The organism is Arsenicibacter sp. R0_47, assembly GCF_057652235.1.
The window spans coordinates 143,006-159,851 of sequence record NZ_JBYFCJ010000002.1 but is presented as its reverse complement, the minus strand read 5'-3'; the positions used below and the strand labels follow the sequence as shown (position 1 = coordinate 159,851).

Below are 16,846 nucleotides of genomic sequence, written 5' to 3'. Positions count from 1 at the left end.
GAATGACGAGTTAACTCCGTAAGTTATACGCAGATGCAGTCATGCTGGCTATAAGGCGCTTACGCTCATGACATTTTCTGAAAACTTTTTGGGATAGTATGGCTTTTTGCTTATCTTTGCGCTCCTATCGGGAAAATGACGTACAGAAATGGCAAAGAAAGGCAATAGAGTACAGGTAATTCTGGAATGCACAGAGCAAAAAGACAGCGGTGTACCTGGTATCTCACGGTATATTACCACGAAAAACCGCAAAAATACGCCGGCTCGTATCGAGCGTAAGAAATATAACCCATTCTTGAAGCGGGTAACATTACACAAAGAAATTAAATAAGTTGTTATAGTGGCAAGTGGTTTGTAACCAGTATTCTGATTACCAGCCACTCCCACTGCAATCTAACCAAGTCGAACAATGGCAAAGAAAGTAGTTGCAACCCTGAAGACGAAGGACAACGGTAAGGCTTTTGCTAAAATCATCAAGGCCGTTAAGTCGCCTAAGACAGGCGCTTATACCTTCAAGGAAGAAATGGTTCCGGTTGACGACGTACAGAACGCGCTGAAAAGCTAGTTCTTAATCAACCTGTACGCACATGAAAGTCCCCCGAAGGGACTTTTTTTATTGTATTTTTGTTGAACATTGCAGCAGTAAACGGGCCGTCGCCCCGCTGCAAGTCAACCAAAAGCTGCTACATATTAACCTCGGACTGAACAATGGCACTATTCGGTTTCTTCTCGAAAGAAAAAAAAGAATCGCTCGACAAAGGGCTGGAGAAATCAAAGGAAAGTTTTTTCTCCAAACTTGGCCGTGCGGTTGTCGGTAAGTCAAAAGTAGACGATGAAGTTCTGGACGAGCTGGAAGAAATACTGATTACGTCAGACGTTGGCATTGAAACCACCGTAAAGATTATCCGCCGGATTGAAGAACGCGTTGCCCGCGATAAATACCTGGGTACCGACGAACTCGACCGGATTCTGCGGGAAGAGATTGCAGCCCTCCTCGCTGACGTTGATAAACAAACAAACACACCCACTCAGGATGATTTTTCCCTGCCGGCCACGAAAACACCTTATGTCATTATGGTGGTAGGGGTTAACGGCGTCGGTAAAACCACGACAATCGGCAAACTGGCCGCTCAGTACCACAAACGGGGCTATAAAGTTGTTCTCGGTGCCGGTGATACATTCCGCGCAGCGGCTGTCGATCAGCTGAAGCTGTGGGGTAACCGCGTAGGTGTACCGGTAATTGAACACGGTATGAACACCGACCCGTCGGCAGTAGCCTTCGATGCGGTAAAGAAAGCGGTTGATATGCAGGCCGATGTCGTGATTATCGATACAGCAGGGCGTCTGCACACCAAAGTCAATCTGATGAACGAGCTGACCAAGATCAAGCGCGTTATGCAGAAATTCCTGCCCGAGGCCCCCCATGAGGTGTTGCTGGTGCTTGACGGCTCAACCGGTCAGAACGCATTTATCCAGGCGACTGAATTCACGAAAGCAACCGATGTCACGGCCCTGGCCATCACCAAGCTAGACGGTACCGCCAAAGGTGGCGTAGTGATCGGCATTTCAGATCAGTTCCGGATTCCGGTGAAATACATTGGCGTCGGCGAAAAAATCGAAGATTTACAAACCTTCAGCAAGATGGAGTTTGTGGATTCGTTTTTTAAGAAGTGATGTAAACAGACTGATTATGGCGACTGTAGCGGATATTAATTCCGTCAATAGCGACGTGACTGATATGCTGAAACAACTCTACGGAGACCGGTTAGCCAGCATCATACTGTATGGTTCTTACGCAAGGGGCGATTTTCAGGAAGGCTCAGATGTAGATTATCTGGTTCTTCTGGAAGATCATACTGTTTCTCCTCATAAAGAAGTCAGCCGATACGCTTCCGTGCTTAGCCATTATTTCGACAATACGTCGGTTGATGTGTCAGTCGTCGTTATGGCCTATACCCAATTCATGAATACAAACCGGCTTTTTCATCGTCAGGTAAAAAAAGACGGGCTGGCAATCTATGAGCGAAGATCTCATTTTCAGCATACGTAAGGCCGAGGGGTATCTTGAAAACGCCAAAGTCCTTGCGGCAACGCCATTTCCGAATGGTGCAATAAGCTCCAGTTACTATTGCTACTTCTGGCTGGTTCGTGGTTTGCTGGCAGACAAGAATATTGTTACCAAAAGGCATTCTTCTGCGCGTGAGATGTTTTCGCTTCATTTCATAAAGACCCGTGAAATCGCTGAGCGTTACAAGGATGACTTCAATGAGCTGTTTAACCACCGTCAAATTGTTGACTATGATGTAGATGGTGAGTTTCCGCAGGAAGAGATCAATATGTGTATTCAAAAAGCTGAGGATTTTCTGAATTTCGTAAAAAGCAACTATGCGTAACACCTGCACGTCCCGTTGGGCCTGCAATCTGTCGGCCTGGCTTATTTTATTGGGTTTACTGGCAGGACTCGTCTGGACGGCCTCTGCACAGACACCCGTGAAGCGCAAACGTAAACCCCTCCAGGGCATTTGCGGTACGGTAACTGAACTGAGGGGCAACCAGATGCCACGAATTACGGAAGACGGAAAAGACCCGAAGAGCAGCAACGGCAAACGGGTCGTCCGCGAGGTACTGATCTATCCGGTTCTGACCATGCAGCAGGCGCCGATGAACAGTGAAGGCTTTATTGATTCGGTTACCGGCGTCAAACCGGTTAAAACCGTTAAATCCGACGGCAGCGGCAAGTTCTGCGCCTACGGTTTAGCGCCTGGCGTCTACTCCCTCCTCGTCCGCGAACCAAAGGGCTTATACGCCAATCAGTTCGATGATAAAAACCGTATTTTCCCTGTACGCGTAACAACCCGTAAGATCACACAAACGGAGATTACGATATCGCATCAGGCGGCGTTCTGATAGTTTTGTTAACTTCCAGGAACAGGGCCGCCAGGCGGTTTAAACCGCCTGGCGGCCCTGTTCCTGGAAGTTAATAGAAAACGGCTACGCGTTCAGCTTCTTCACATTCTCAATACTGATGGCAATCGACTCCAGCGGCGGGCGTTTACACACATCCTGCTCCACAAAGAAGTGCTTCATACCAGCCAGCTTGCTGTTATTCAGGATACGCTGAAAATCAATTGAGCCGGTACCAACTTCGGCAAACTCCCGCTTTTCGGTTTTCGCAACGTCTTTGAAGTGCAGCAACGGGAAACGGCCCGGGTTTTGCTTAAACAACTCAACCGGATCTTTACCGGCATATACTACCCAATAAAGATCTAATTCCATCTGCACGAGTTTCTTGTCGGTGCTCAACAGAATATCGTACGGCATCTGCCCTTCGAGCGACATGAATTCAAAATCGTGGTTGTGGTACCCGAACTGAATACCGTGCTTTTTGCAGACTTCACCAGCTTTGTTGAACAACTCCGCATAGCCCTTATAATCGTCCAGTTTCTTGCGCTCGTCGGGGAACAGGTAAGCACACATCATGTATTTCTGACCCAGTTCAGCGGCATCGGCAACGGCCCGTTCCCAGTCGTTTTTCAGGGTGCCTTTCATATTCGGCATCTGTACACCAGCCAGGTAATGGCCGCTGACAGCTTTCAGGCCCAAACCGCTCAGGATAGCCTTAAACTCTTTCGGGCTTTTACCGAAAAACTTACCGTCGGAATAACCAAACGTTTCGACTTCTTTATAGCCCAGGTCAGCCACTTTTTTCAGCGTTCCTTCCAGATCTTTCGGCAGCTGGTCGCGCAGTGTATAGAGCTGTAAACCAATATTCTTAGGCGCTTTGGCCTGCGCATCCAGGTTGAAAAGCAGAGGCGAAGCCAGGGCCAGGGCACCGGCTTTCAGGAAACTCTGCCGCGAAATTTTTTCTGTCAGCATCATAGTATGTTAAGGAATTTGATAAACGGGTCAAAAAAATCCTTGCAAGGTACAAAAAGTTCAGTCTTTACGTACAATTAACGGTTTGCCGTAAACTGATATTTTCCGGAGCCTACCTGCAGAATTACATATCCCTTTTCCTGACCAATCGGCTTAACACCTTCGGCCGCACTAACAGGCTTACCTCCCTCCTGCACGGCATCGACACCGGTAGCAGGGATATACACCTTTGCCGTGGTATTCGCCGGAATGTCGATGTCCAATGTCAGTTTACCGTTTTCGATTTTCCAGCCTGAACCCGCCAACCCATACGGCGTCTGCAAATCAGCTTTAGCGGCCGTGAGCTTACCGCCGATATGCGGCTGAATCCGGATTTTGTGATAGCCGGGGCCATCGTCTTCTGTGTCCAGACCGGCCACAACCCGATACATCCAGTCGCCGATAGCGCCGTATGCATAGTGGTTGTAGGAGTTCATGCTCGGTGTCTGGAACGTACTGTCCGGTTTTATCCCGTCCCAGCGTTCCCAGATGGTGGTTGCCCCCATCTTCACCGGATACAGCCACGATGGGTAGCTTTCCTGCATCAGCAGGGCATACGCCACATCGTCGTGTCCGAACCGGCTCAGCACATGGCAGAGGTAAGGCGTTCCCAAAAAGCCCGTTGTCAGGTGATTGCCATAACTTTTTACGTTATCAACGAGGCGTTGGGCGGTTGACGCCCGCAGGTCTTCAGGCAGCATGTCAAAATTCAGGGCCAGCACATAGGCCGTTTGCGTACTCGACACCAGCCGCCCGTTCGGCGTCATGTACTCCCGCCGGAACGCATCCTTCACCTCCTGCAACAGCCGTGAGTAAGTCTGTACATCGTCTGTTTTGCCCAGCACATTCGCTGTATTGATCAGCAACTGCGTTGAATGGGCAAAAAAGCACTGCGCGATCAGGTATTTGTCTGTCACCGCTGCACGGCCGTCGTTATCGTCGAACGGGCGGTAGAAAAGCCAGTCGCCGAAATGAAAACCCGAGGCCCAGACCGGCGACCCGGCCGCATCTTTTTTGCTTTCTTTCTGCATGTAGCCGACCCAGGCTTTCATGCTTGGGTACTGCTGTTCCAGAATCCGCTTGTCGCCGTACGCCAGATACATATTCCACGGCGCAATCGTGGCTACATCGGCCCAGCCGGTACTGCCCACGGCCCCTTTACCAAGAACATTGGGCACCACAAACGGCACCGAGCCATTCGGCAGCTGATCGGCAGCCACGTCTTTCAGCCATTTGGCAAAGAAGTTTTCTACGCCGAAATTAAAGGCTGCGGTTCGTGAAAAGGCCTGTGCATCGCCCGTCCAGCCAAGCCGCTCGTCGCGCTGCGGGCAGTCGGTTGGTACGTCGAGAAAGTTACCGCGCTGCCCCCACTGAATATTTTTCTGAAGCTGATTGATCAACGGATTGGATGAGGTGAACTGCCCCGTCAGGTTCATATCGGAATAAAGCACCACGGCCAGGAAGTTTTCCGGTTTCAGCTCACTCATCCCTTCGACTTTGATGTAGCGGAAGCCCTGCCAGGTAAAATGCGGCTCAAATTTCTCGAAGCCGTCGGCGGCCGGTTTTCCTTTCAGCACATATTTGTTCTGGCAGACAGCAGCCCGCAGGTTTTCGGTATAGAAATTGCCTTTTTTATCAAGGACTTCGGCATGCGACAGTGTAATCGTATCGCCTGCTTTCCCGGTAGCGCGGACAACAACCCAGCCCACCAGATTCTGGCCGAAATCAACGACCTGCTCCCCGTTTGGTGTCCGCATAATCTTAACCGGCTGAAACGTTTCGCGTTTCCGGACCGGCTCGTTATAGGTAGCAACCAGGTGGTTTTTAGCATAGTCATGCACCCGTACGCCCGACCAGTCAGCGTCCTTATAGCCTGTACGGTTCCAGCCGTCTTTCTCCATCCGCGCATCATAAATTTCCCCGTTATAGATTTCCGACGACCGGATTGGACCCGCCGACGTTGATTTCCAGCTATTATCCGACACAATACGCTCGGTGGTGCCATCGGAGTAGGTTATCTCTAACTGACACAGCAGGGCCACATCTTTACCGAAGTAGTTTTTCTGGTTGCTAAAGCCGATAAACCCGCGGTACCAGCCACTACCCAGCGTCACGCCAATCGTATTCGGGCCTTGCTTGAGCAGCTTTGTTACGTCGTAGACCTGATATTGCAGTCGTTTACCATAGGCAGTCCAGCCAGGCGTCAGAAACGCATCGCCGACCCGTTCGCCGTTGAGTTGGGCCCAGTACATACCGTGAGCGGTCATGTAAGCAGTTGCCTTCCGGATGGGCTTACAGGCCGTAAACTCCTTGCGGAACATCGGGCTTGGGCGCAGCGTACTGTCTTCGACGTAGCCCGGCCCGATCCAGCTCGCCTTCCAGTCGGTCTCTTTGAGCAGTGCCATCTGAAACCAGGCCGGTGCACTCCAGGCCGACGCCTGTCCGGCGTTGTCATAGACCCGCACCTGCCAGTAGTACCGTTCGCCCGATTGCAGGGGTTTACCGGCATAGGCAACGTGTACGGATGAATCCGACGCGACCTTCCCTGTATTCCAGACAGCGCCCTTCGCCAGTGTTTTTTCGTCGGTGCTTACCCGGATTTCATAGGCGGTTTGCAGCACATTCCGGCGGGGCGATGTCAGCTGCCAGCTAAATCGCGGCTGTACCACATCCAGACCGAGCGGATTCGACAGGTTTTCGCAGCGCAGATGCTGTACACCTGTTTGCGCCCATACGACCGTATGGATCACATAGAAAAGAAAGGAGAAAAGCGCTGTTTTTTTCATGGGGGTTTGCTATAGAAAATCAATGAGCAAAGAACCATTTATGACCGTCCTACTTAAACCACGAAGGCGGGAAGGCAGGAAGTGGCACGAAGCTTTTGGTGCAAGAAGGTAGCCCACATAACGACTTTCTTTGTGCGGCTTACCATCTTCCCGTCTTCGTGGTTCAACGCAGCACGAAGCTTTGGTTAAGCCAGACATATACATACAGTATTTCTTTGTGCTCCTTACCGCCTTCATGTCTTCGTGGTTCCTCCTGAATTACAGGTTAAATTATTCCGTAAAATGCTGACTGTTAAAAAAAATCTGTACTTTTGCGGTCAATTTCTTAAATAAGTAACTGAAAAATTATGAAAATCGCAGTCGTAGGGGCTACCGGCCTGGTCGGTGGCGAGATGCTGAAGGTGTTGGAAGAACGTAACTTCCCCGTAACAGAACTTATTCCGGTCGCTTCTGAGCGTTCGGTAGGTAAACAGGTTACGTTTAAGGGTAAACAGTTTACGGTCGTTAGCTTTGAAGATGCCATCGCTGCCAAACCCGCGATTGCCATTTTTTCAGCAGGTGGCGGTACATCGCTGGCCCTGGCACCGAAGTTTGCCGAAGCGGGTATCACCGTGATCGACAACTCATCGGCATGGCGCATGGACCCGACCAAAAAACTGGTGGTGCCTGAAGTAAACGCCGACACGCTTACTGCCGCAGACAAGATTATTGCCAACCCGAACTGTTCGACCATTCAGATGGTGGTGGTGCTGAAACCACTCCACGAAAAATATAAAATCAAACGTGTTGTTGTATCGACGTATCAGTCAGTGACCGGTACCGGTAAGGCGGCCGTTGACCAGCTGTTCGCTGAGCGTACAGGCGACGAAAGTGTGGCGAAAGTATACCCGCACCCGATCGACCTGAACGTGCTGCCGCACATCGACGTATTCCTCGACAATGGCTATACCAAAGAGGAAATGAAGATGGTGAAGGAAACTAACAAAATCATGGGCGACGACTCGATCCGCGTAACGGCTACGACGGTTCGTATCCCGACCATCGGCGGTCACTCGGAGTCGGTGAACATCGAGTTTGAAAACGATTTTGAGCTCGACGAGGTACGTTCATTACTGAGCTCGGCGGAAGGTGTTGTGTTGCAGGACGATCCGCAGAACAAAATCTACCCGATGCCGCTGACAGCACACGGTAAGGATGAGGTTTTCGTAGGCCGTATCCGCCGCGATGAAAGCCAGCCAAATACGCTGAACCTGTGGATTGTTGCCGACAACCTTCGCAAGGGAGCGGCTACCAACGCCGTTCAGATTGCCGAATACCTGGTAAAACACGATCTGATTAACGCAGCCGAAGTAGTGGCGTAAGTAATCATGGTTCCCTATAGAAACGGGCCGCTACCGGATTGGTAGCGGCCCGTTTTAGTTGACAGCCTGACGGTTTATTTCAGTTTGACCCGCACGGTCGAGCGGTTATACCCCGCAAAGCAGCCCAGCCCGCCGTCGATATTCGACGGGATTGATACCGGCTCGGCAAACGGATTGCCATTGGTGGCAGCCGCCAGATTGACCGACTTCTGAAAGCGGTAATACGTTTCATCAATATGCAGCAAGACAGCTGTCAGCTGGGCCTGCCGGAACGCCTTCGCGAATGTATTCACCTCCCCGCCCGCTGTCTTCGCTGGTTCGGTGCTGACAAGTCCGTCCGCCGACTGCATCAACACCGCTTTGCCCGCCGGACTGCTCAGCAAATCGGCCGGATTGGCCTGCGTACCAAACTGCACCGGAACACTCTCCCAGCTGGTTGCCGGTGCCGTGCTCTTGATGTATTGAAACGCCCCGGCGGTCTGGTAATAATGGGTCTGCTCACCGCTATCCTGCCATTGATACCCGACCAGGTATTGTTTTTGTCCGCCACTGCTTGCCGAATCGAGCCGCACGGCTGATAAGGTAACTGCCTCCGGGATTGTACAGCGGCTCTGCACCCGCTGCCCCTCTGTACTTGTCACAGTGACTGTATAGCTGGCTCCGGCCTTGACCGGCAGCTTACGGGCGCTGACCTCATAATACATTTCCTTGCTGTTGTAGGTCAGTTTTGCGGATGTTTTTCCATCCGACAAGAGGACTGTGGCATTTGTCAGAATACTACCGTTGAATGTACCACCCAACGGGGCCGACCGGCTCACCTTAACGGTCAGCACAGAGTCCTGCGGGGAGAGAAACCCCATCACCACCAGCTTTGACCCTTGCTGATCCAGGTTACCCAGCACGACCTCTTCTTCAATCTGCGGACGGCATCCTGCCAGTGCCAGGAGTATAACGAAAACGATGTTTTTCATCTGTAATTGAGTGCGTTGCGGTTCCGCGAACGCTGTATATCATAATAAGTTCCTTGTACCCTTAGCTGGCTACGTGGCAAAAATCAAAATTTAACCGAATAGCTCAGTGACGGAACTGCCGGAAACAGGGAATACCGCCGGAGTACCGTTCTGGCTACTTTGGTGACGGGATCTTTCTCACTTTCCATGGCATAGTAGAACGGATTCGCCCGGTTGTAGGCGTTGTACACCCCGATTTCCCAGGTTGAAGCAAACCGCCGCCCCTGCCGCTGGTACTGTAAGCTGAGGTCTAAACGGTGGTAGGGCTCAGTCCGGAAACTGTTCAGATCGCCATAATCGCGCACGGTAACGTTTTTGTTTAACCGGCTGGTTGACGGCTCCGTACCGGTCGTCGGGCCGGGCACCACCTTGTTGGTATTAACAATGTAGCGCGAAAGCGGCAGCGTCAATGCCTGGCCGGTGCCGTATACCCAGATGGCCGACACCCGCAGGTGCTTGCCGAGATCATACATGCCTACCACCGACAGGTTATGCCGCCGGTCGTAACGCGGGAAAAAGACCTTGCCGTTGTTTAGCTCATCGAACTGCCATTTCGTCCACGACAGCGTGTAGCCAAGCCAGCCCGACAGACGACCGGCTTGTTTCTGGAGCATCACTTCGGTGCCATACGCCCAGCCGCGTCCGGCGGTTATGTTCTGCTCCCAGCCGGCATTACCGCTCAGTGGGTTCATGAACGTCGCGCCCTGCCGCAGGCTGATGATCTGGTTCATGCGCTTGTAATAGCCTTCAACGGTCAGCGTGAAGCCCCGCTGCCCCGATCTGGTACTAATGTCTTTGGCAACGCCGGCAGCCACCTGCTCCGACTGCTGGGGACTCACCTGTCTGGTGGTCGGTACCCAAAGGTCTGTCGGCAGCCCCGGACCCGTGTTCGACAGAATGTGAACGTACTGGTTCATGCGCGCATACGACGCCTTCAATGACCATTGGCGCGGCAGCACATACGCCACCGATGCCCGCGGCTCCGGCCGCAGAAACTGCACTTCAGGATGGGCATAGTGACTTATCCGCAAACCGGCCTGTATCCGCCAGCGGGCATTCGGCGACCAGGTGTCTTCGGCATACAGCCCGCTTTCGACCGCATTGGTCACTTGTACGCCACCCATCTCCGCATCACCCGACGCATCCTGCACGACTGCTCCCGGCTTGAATTGGTGCCACGTACTTGCCACCCCGAACCGGAGCTGATGCGTTTTACCGGCCGACCAGTTCCAGTCGTATTTAAGCGTAAGATCACGGATGGACGACAGGTATTTCAGCTGAAAAACACGGCTGAGCGAGTCAAAGGCGATACTCTCCTGATTGCCCACCTCAAGCTGATAGCTGCTCCAGGCAAGCGAGGCCGTTGAGGTAAGCCGGTCTGTATACTGATGCTGCCAGCGGAGATTTCCTACCCGGTTGCCCCAGTTCAGGACCGATTTATAGCTGGTCGTGTTCTGAGACCGGCTACTGGTGAAATCATCGTAGCCGGTATAGCCGCTCAGACTTAGTTTATCGCGGTCGGTCAGTTGCCAGGTAAATTTCATGTTGATGTCGTAGAAGTACGTTTTCGACACCATATTGCCCGGCTTTTTTGGCTGAATCAGTGACGATAACAAGCCATAATAACTCCGCCGGCCGGAAATCAGAAAGGTAGCCTTACCGTTGGCAATCGGCCCGTCGAGCGTAAACCGCGACGCAATCACCCCGACACTGCCCTGGCCGTGGATCCGGTCCTTGCTCCCCTCCTTCATGGTCGTTTCGATAACCGACGACAGCCGACCGCCGTAGTTGGCCGGAAAGCCGCCTTTAGTCAGCGAGACGTTGCGGAGCACATCGCCGTTAAACACTGAGAAAAAGCCGAACAAGTGACTGGGATTATAGACAATGGCATCGTCAAGAAGGAACAGGTTCTGATCCGGTCCGCCGCCCCGGACATACATATTGGTGCTGCCTTCCGAGCTTTTCTGCACCCCGGGCATGAGTTGAATAACTTTCAGCACATCCCGCTCGCCCAGCAGTGCCGGGATTTTTGCCAGCTGATCAACCGGAACGTTCATCTGGCTCATATTGGCCAGTTCACTGATTTTCGGAGCAGCCACTGAGCTTTTGATCACCACCTCCTGAAGTGTTTGTCCGGCCATCAGCCACACATCGAGCGTTGTGGTGGCAGAAACGGCCCTTGCCTGCGGTTCGTATCCAACCAGTGAAAAGAGCAGCGTCAGATCAGGGCTGGCAACGGGATGGGGTTGGGTCAGGCTGGCTTCGGCCTGCGGGTCAGGGAGGTTGATGACATAGTGCCCGCCGGCATCCGTTGTCGTTGCGTACTGCCGGCGATCGGCCTGACGGCTGGCGGTTGTGTACACATTTACATTCGCCAGCAGCTTGTTGCTTTCACGGTCGCGCACATACCCACTGATCTTCCGGGGCGATTGTGCCATCGTTAACGCACTGCAAAAGAGCACAATTACGGCAAAGAGCGTAGATTTTACACCCATTGTATAGTTATTCTATATAGGACAAGTTACGTTAGTAAAAATAATGAAAGATATTGGAAACTAAATGCACAAGTCCCGAACGGGTTACACTTTTTTATTCAACACTATATCAGCATATTAATATAATTCAGCAAGACTATTATATCAATTCATTGACCACAGGTAGAGACGCAATATTTTGCGTCTCAGCTACAGCAAAAACAAAACCGTATGTAAGACGCAAGATACTGCGTGGCCGTCAATACGCTCAAAAACGAGACGCAGGATGCTGAGTGGGGGCAATGCGTTATACTGTCAAAAATGAGACGCAGGATGTTGCCCGGTATCAATGCGTTATACTGTCAAAAATGAGACGCAGGATGTTGCCCGGCATCAATGCGTTATACTGTCAAAAATGAGACGCAAGATGTTGCGTCTCTACGCGGGTATATCGAAAACAGAAGCCATATTTGTGCTTTATAACGTTCTACACGAGACGCAGGATTTGCGTCTCTACACGCATCGCATCATGACTCCTGTTATCGAACTTCAGCAGCTTGAAAAATACTACGGCTCCACCCATATCCTGAAAGGGATTGACCTGAGCGTATCGGCAGGACAGGTAATCGGCTACATCGGGCCGAACGGTGCCGGTAAGTCCACAACGATCAAAATTCTGATCGGCCTTATTCCGGACTTTCTGGGGCAGGCCTCGGTGCTGGGCATGGACGTACGTAAGGACGCTCTGGAAATCAAACGGCGGATCGGCTATGTACCGGAACTGGCTTCTCTATACGACTCCCTCACCCCGCTGGAGTATTTACAGTTTATCGGTAAGCTCCATAAGCTCGATCCGGCCATGGTCGAACGCCGAACTATGGATTTGCTGCGGCTTTTTAACCTCGAAGGCAATGCCAGCGACCGCATGACCACCTTCTCGAAAGGCATGCGGCAGAAAGTACTGCTTATTTCGGGCCTGTTTCACAACCCTGACGTGGTTTTCCTCGACGAACCGCTTTCGGGCCTCGACGCCAATGCCGTGGTACTGGTCAAGGAAATCATCCGGCAGCTGGCCGACAGCGGTAAAACCATTTTTTACAGCTCCCACATCATGGACGTTGTCGAACGGATTTCTGACCGTATTGTCATCATTAATCAGGGACAGATTATTGCCAACGGCAGTTTTGAGGAGCTCAAGGAACTACGCACCAGCGGTTCACTCGAACAGTTATTTACCCGGCTGACCGGCAACGACGAACAGGCCTCCATTGCCGGTGCGTTTGTACAGACCATTAACCAATAACCCGCCATTCCGCTATATGCAAGGTTTACTGCTCATGATCCTGTCCTGGATGCGTCCCCTCTTCCGGAGGCTCGGCGCTGATCCGGATCAGGTAGAGGCCATCGTGGCCCTGAAAATTACCCTCGACAACCGACGGACGTATACAGCGTTCGGACAACAGCAGCATAAACAAAAAGACCGCTCCAACAGCTTCTGGCTCATGTTGCTGCTCTATGCGTTTATGGGCTCATTCGGTTGTGTGGTCCTGATCGGCGTCTATAATCAGGCACCGATCTATGCCCTCAGCTTTTCGTTTGCGATCCCGATGCTGCTGATCGGGATGGCGCTGATCAGCGACTTCTCCTCCGTACTGCTCGATTCGTCCGACAATGCCATCATTCTGCCGTGTCCGGTCAACGGCCGCACGCTGCTGATTGCGCGCATTACCCATATCTGCCTGTATTTGCTGCTGATGTCGATGGCGGCGTCCATTGCCAGTGCCGTTGTCATTGCCATCCGGTTTGGCATCGGCTATAGCCTGCTCTATACGGTCTTTATGCTGCTGAGCGCCTTGCTGATTATCTTCCTGACCAGCCTGCTCTACCTGCTGCTGATGCGTTTTACAAGCGAAGAAAAGCTGCGGGAGGCGATTATGTATGTGCAGATTATCGTGGCCATTTTTTTCTACGCGGGTTATCAGGTTCTGCCGCGTATGATCAGCGCCACGGATAATCTGATTCAGCTTAGTGTGCAGTGGTGGCATTATCTGCTGCCTCCGGTCTGGTTCGGCGGAGCGATGGAAGCCTTCCTGACGCCGGTTTTCGACCCGCTTCACCTTTCCCTGCTGGCCCTTGCCGTGCTGACGCCTTTTGTCGGGCTGTGGGTCACCGTTTCCTATCTGACCCCGCTCTACAACCAGCGCATTGCGTCTATCGACGTTGATGCACGACCCCAACACAGCGGAACTATTCAGCCGGAGACTGCCAGCCGCAGCGACCAGCTTGCGCAATGGTTTACCGGCAGCCCGCTCGAGGCGGCCGGTTTTGCCCTTACCTGGCGGATAATGCTGCGCGACCGCCAGTTTAAGCTCAGGGCCTATCCGTCGATCGGGTACATGATTGTCTTATTTTTTATGTTTGTCTGGCGCACAGGCGGGAGCCTTGACGACGGCGATATCGGTACGTCCTTCGCCTCTGTTCTGCCCTTATATTTCTGTACCTTACTGCTGGGAAATGCCATCAGCCTGCTCCGCTATTCTGACCAGCATAAGGCAGCGTGGGTCTTTGTGAGCACCCCGCTGGAAGAGCCTGGTCAGGTCATGCTGGGCGCGGTAAAAGCAGCCATCATTCAGTTGCTGCTGCCGGTTCAGGTCGTAGTATCGGCCTATGTGCTGTACGTGGGCGGGCTAAAATCACTGGACGATGTACTGCTGACCACGTTTGTCAACATCAGCATTGCCTTTCTCTACGCCATCGGCAATGGCTATTTTCTGCCCTTTTCGTCGCCGGTCGGCGAAATGACAAAGGGTGCGAACGTAGCCCGCACCCTGGTGATTATGATGATGGTTGCCGTATTAGGCGCCATGCACTGGGGACTAAGTAAACTCCCTTATGGTGTCTGGGCCGGCATTCCGGTTATGGCCGGTATTGCCTACGTGTTGCTCCTTCGCATCCGCAACGCAGACCGGGAAAAATTTACGGTGTCGTAACGGGTTTATACGAGACAAAGAATGTCAGCCAGGTACGGCGCGCCAACCGGAAAAAGTAAGGCGTCAGCACAATCAGGGCAGGTACCAGCCCGATCAGAAAATAATCGACATCGACGTTCAGCCATACGACAGACACCAAAAAGGCAATCACCGTAAACGCAGTGTAAAACGCATAGCTCACGAACATTGAGCCCCAGTAAAAACCAGGTTCAGGTATTAATGACAGGTGGCAGTGCGGACAATGTGTGTGCATTTCGTCGAACTTGCGGGTAAATGCACTGGACTTTACAAAGAAGTCGCCTTCGTGGCAACGAGGACACTTGTTGTATAAAACGCTATATAACGGGCTATCTTTCAGCATGGCTTTCAGGAATTAAGGTCTTCAGCAGTCGGGTCAACCAGTGGCCTGACTGCTGATACAAAGGTACTTTACCCCTGCTGCGGCATCAAGGACAGACCAACGATCTCATGGTACAAATCAACGGTTTACCTGAAGCGAGGCTCTGAATTCAGCCGGTGTCTGACCGGCCTGCCGGCGAAAGAAGCGAACAAAATAGGACGGGTCTTCAAAGCCCAGCTGATAGCCGATCTCCTTAACCGAGCGGGACGTATGGGTCAGCAGCCGCTGCGCTTCAATCAGGACGCGTTCATAAAGCAGCTGGCTGGCCGTTTTCCCGACCACTTTCTTACAGATCTGGTTCAGGTAATTGGGGCTCAGGCTCATTTGTTCAGCGTAAGTCTGCACATCCCGCACCGTCAGAAACTGATCTTCCAGCAACTCTTCATACTGCCGGACCCGGTCATACAGATGTGTATCCGGCCCGATCCAGCGTTCACTGTATAGCCGGTTGGCGGTTTCGAGCAGGATATGGATGTAGGACAAAAACACATCCGCCCGGTTGGGCAGCTGCTGTTCATACTCCCGGTAAGCATACGTGTACAAATCACGGAGAAAGGCTTGCTGACCGGCCGCATCAATCAGCGGCTCATGCTGATGGGAATGGTAAAAAGGATACTGATAGAGCCGGTTGCCGAAGCGCGTCCGGAAAAAACTGGCGTCAAAAAAGAGATTATAGCCTTTTGTGTCGGGCGACAGCTCCCAGCTGTGCACCTGCCCCGGCGTCAGAAAGTAGAGCTGACAGGGTGCAATGTCGTAGGTCCTGAAATCAATGGTGTGTGTACCACTTCCCTCACTAATCCACATGACGAGGTAGAAGGTGTGCGAGTGCGGCTTATCGATGCCTTTAAACTCCTGCACCAGCTTTTCGAGGCGGGTCATGTAAAAAGGCGTTTCAACCATCGGGGGCTGAAACGCCTGAAGCGAATAGACTGGAACTGACATAGGAACTATTCAACGCCTTTGACCTTCATCGGCACGGTATACACCGCATCGGAGGCCGTAATAAATAAGGTTTTCCGGTCTTTGCCGCCAAAACAGACATTGGCCGTCCAGCCGGCCGGCACCGGAATATTCATAATTTTCTTGCCACTGGGATCAAAAATCGTCACCCCACGACCGGTAATGTAGAGGTTGCCCAGCTTATCGAGCGTCATACCGTCGGACCCCTGCGAAATGAACAGCTGCTTATTGGTCAGCGTACCATCGGGCTGAATGTCATATTTATAGGTTTTGCTGGCCCGGATGTCGGCCACAAACAGGTGTTTGCCGTCGGGCGTACCAACGATTCCGTTGGGTTGCATCAGCTGATCGTCCAGCAAGACCGGTTGTTGTGCACCTTTGGGCAGATAATATACCTTTTGCCCGTCGATTTCCGGCTTTTTGTGCGACCAGTAATCCCTCGGGTAAAACGGGTCTGTGAAGTAAATACCGCCTTTCGGGTCGATCCACAGGTCATTCGGGCCGTTCATGCGCTGCCCGTTAATGTCTTTCAGCAGGATTGTTACCTTACCGTCCGGACTGATGGCCCGCAGGTCGCCGGTTTCGTCGGCACAGGCCACGATATTGCCTTTTTTATCGACAAACAAGCCATTCGAGCGGCCGGTCTTTTCCATGAACAGCGACAGGTTCCCGTCGGCGCCGTATTTCCAGATCCGGTCGTTGGGCTGGTCGGTAAAGTAAATAGTACCTTTTTTATCAACGGCCGGTCCTTCCGTGAATTTGAACTGTTTCGCCACCTGCGTCGGCCGCGTACCCGGCGCAACCAGATCGGTCGAATCGGTCAGCGCCCGCGATGAGGCAAATGCATACGACTGCCCGGTCCAAAGCGCCGCCGCGACAAAGCATGTTTTCAGGGTTGTGTACATCAGGGATGCTGGTTAAGGTATTGTCTGTAGTCGGGTGATGGGCCG

Annotated in this window: 16 protein-coding genes; 9 read left to right on the top strand and 7 right to left on the bottom strand. The window is 52.3% G+C overall.

The annotated features are described in order from the left end of the window. Positions 1 to 148 precede the first annotated feature (148 nt). The 6 genes from rpmG (at position 149) to AC23NW_RS04045 (ending at position 2,907) form a co-directional block, all read left to right on the top strand. Positions 149 to 331, top strand: coding sequence for a 50S ribosomal protein L33 (rpmG, locus tag AC23NW_RS04070; RefSeq protein WP_071506206.1), 183 nt, complete (start codon positions 149 to 151; stop codon positions 329 to 331). A 78-nt stretch (positions 332 to 409) separates the two neighbouring features. Next, the gene (locus tag AC23NW_RS04065) at positions 410 to 565 is read left to right on the top strand and encodes a DUF4295 domain-containing protein (RefSeq protein WP_083422194.1); all 156 of its coding nucleotides are present in this window, start codon (positions 410 to 412) and stop codon (positions 563 to 565) included. Between the two features lie 143 nt (positions 566 to 708). Continuing rightward, positions 709 to 1,674: a signal recognition particle-docking protein FtsY gene (gene ftsY, locus AC23NW_RS04060; protein WP_487447893.1), complete on the top strand. Its 966-nt coding sequence runs from the start codon at positions 709 to 711 to the stop codon at positions 1,672 to 1,674. Between the two features lie 16 nt (positions 1,675 to 1,690). Then, positions 1,691 to 2,050 carry a nucleotidyltransferase domain-containing protein gene (locus tag AC23NW_RS04055; protein ID WP_487447892.1) on the top strand — a complete coding sequence of 120 codons (360 nt, stop codon included), beginning with the start codon at positions 1,691 to 1,693 and terminating at the stop codon, positions 2,048 to 2,050. Further along, positions 2,019 to 2,393 carry a HEPN domain-containing protein gene (locus tag AC23NW_RS04050; RefSeq protein ID WP_487447891.1) on the top strand — a complete coding sequence of 125 codons (375 nt, stop codon included), beginning with the start codon at positions 2,019 to 2,021 and terminating at the stop codon, positions 2,391 to 2,393. The genes AC23NW_RS04055 and AC23NW_RS04050 overlap by 32 nt, the downstream gene beginning before the upstream one ends. Further along, a complete protein-coding gene (locus AC23NW_RS04045) occupies positions 2,386 to 2,907 on the top strand; it encodes a hypothetical protein (protein WP_487447889.1) in 522 nt (173 codons plus the stop codon). The genes AC23NW_RS04050 and AC23NW_RS04045 overlap by 8 nt, the downstream gene beginning before the upstream one ends. An 84-nt stretch (positions 2,908 to 2,991) precedes the next feature. On the opposite strand, the gene AC23NW_RS04040 is transcribed toward AC23NW_RS04045, so the two are convergent. Together AC23NW_RS04040 and AC23NW_RS04035 are read right to left on the bottom strand one after the other, a co-directional pair. Next, on the bottom strand, positions 2,992 to 3,879 hold the full coding sequence (locus AC23NW_RS04040; protein ID WP_487447887.1) for a sugar phosphate isomerase/epimerase family protein: 888 nt from the start codon (positions 3,877 to 3,879) through the stop codon (positions 2,992 to 2,994). 74 nt (positions 3,880 to 3,953) lie between these two features. Beyond that, positions 3,954 to 6,701 (bottom strand): family 78 glycoside hydrolase catalytic domain, encoded by a 2,748-nt coding sequence (locus AC23NW_RS04035; RefSeq protein WP_487447885.1) that lies wholly within the window; start codon positions 6,699 to 6,701, stop codon positions 3,954 to 3,956. Between the two features lie 347 nt (positions 6,702 to 7,048). Between AC23NW_RS04035 and AC23NW_RS04030 the strand changes: the two genes are divergently transcribed. After that, positions 7,049 to 8,062: an aspartate-semialdehyde dehydrogenase gene (locus AC23NW_RS04030; RefSeq protein ID WP_293840219.1), complete on the top strand. Its 1,014-nt coding sequence runs from the start codon at positions 7,049 to 7,051 to the stop codon at positions 8,060 to 8,062. Between the two features lie 74 nt (positions 8,063 to 8,136). Here AC23NW_RS04030 and AC23NW_RS04025 read toward each other — a convergent pair whose 3' ends face one another. Together AC23NW_RS04025 and AC23NW_RS04020 are read right to left on the bottom strand one after the other, a co-directional pair. After that, entirely contained in the window at positions 8,137 to 9,033 is an 897-nt protein-coding gene (locus AC23NW_RS04025; RefSeq protein WP_487447883.1) for a DUF4249 domain-containing protein, read from the bottom strand. An 83-nt stretch (positions 9,034 to 9,116) separates the two neighbouring features. Beyond that, positions 9,117 to 11,567 (bottom strand): TonB-dependent receptor, encoded by a 2,451-nt coding sequence (locus tag AC23NW_RS04020; protein ID WP_487447882.1) that lies wholly within the window; start codon positions 11,565 to 11,567, stop codon positions 9,117 to 9,119. 406 nt (positions 11,568 to 11,973) lie between these two features. On the opposite strand from AC23NW_RS04020, the gene AC23NW_RS04015 reads away from it, so the two are divergent. Both AC23NW_RS04015 and AC23NW_RS04010 read left to right on the top strand, forming a co-directional pair. Next, positions 11,974 to 12,849 (top strand): ABC transporter ATP-binding protein, encoded by an 876-nt coding sequence (locus tag AC23NW_RS04015; RefSeq protein WP_487447881.1) that lies wholly within the window; start codon positions 11,974 to 11,976, stop codon positions 12,847 to 12,849. Between the two features lie 16 nt (positions 12,850 to 12,865). Then, positions 12,866 to 14,536 (top strand): hypothetical protein, encoded by a 1,671-nt coding sequence (locus tag AC23NW_RS04010; protein WP_487447880.1) that lies wholly within the window; start codon positions 12,866 to 12,868, stop codon positions 14,534 to 14,536. Here the strand turns inward: AC23NW_RS04010 and AC23NW_RS04005 are convergent. The 3 genes from AC23NW_RS04005 to AC23NW_RS03995 all read right to left on the bottom strand — a co-directional run bounded on the left by AC23NW_RS04005 (position 14,523) and on the right by AC23NW_RS03995 (position 16,801). After that, on the bottom strand, positions 14,523 to 14,897 hold the full coding sequence (locus AC23NW_RS04005; protein ID WP_293839406.1) for a DUF983 domain-containing protein: 375 nt from the start codon (positions 14,895 to 14,897) through the stop codon (positions 14,523 to 14,525). The two genes, AC23NW_RS04010 and AC23NW_RS04005, sit on opposite strands and share 14 nt — an antisense overlap. Positions 14,898 to 15,014: 117 nt before the next feature. Then, positions 15,015 to 15,878, bottom strand: a complete 864-nt coding sequence (locus AC23NW_RS04000; protein ID WP_487447879.1) for a helix-turn-helix domain-containing protein — start codon at positions 15,876 to 15,878, stop codon at positions 15,015 to 15,017. Between the two features lie 5 nt (positions 15,879 to 15,883). Continuing rightward, entirely contained in the window at positions 15,884 to 16,801 is a 918-nt protein-coding gene (locus AC23NW_RS03995; RefSeq protein ID WP_487447877.1) for an SMP-30/gluconolactonase/LRE family protein, read from the bottom strand. Between the last annotated feature and the right edge of the window lie 45 nt (positions 16,802 to 16,846).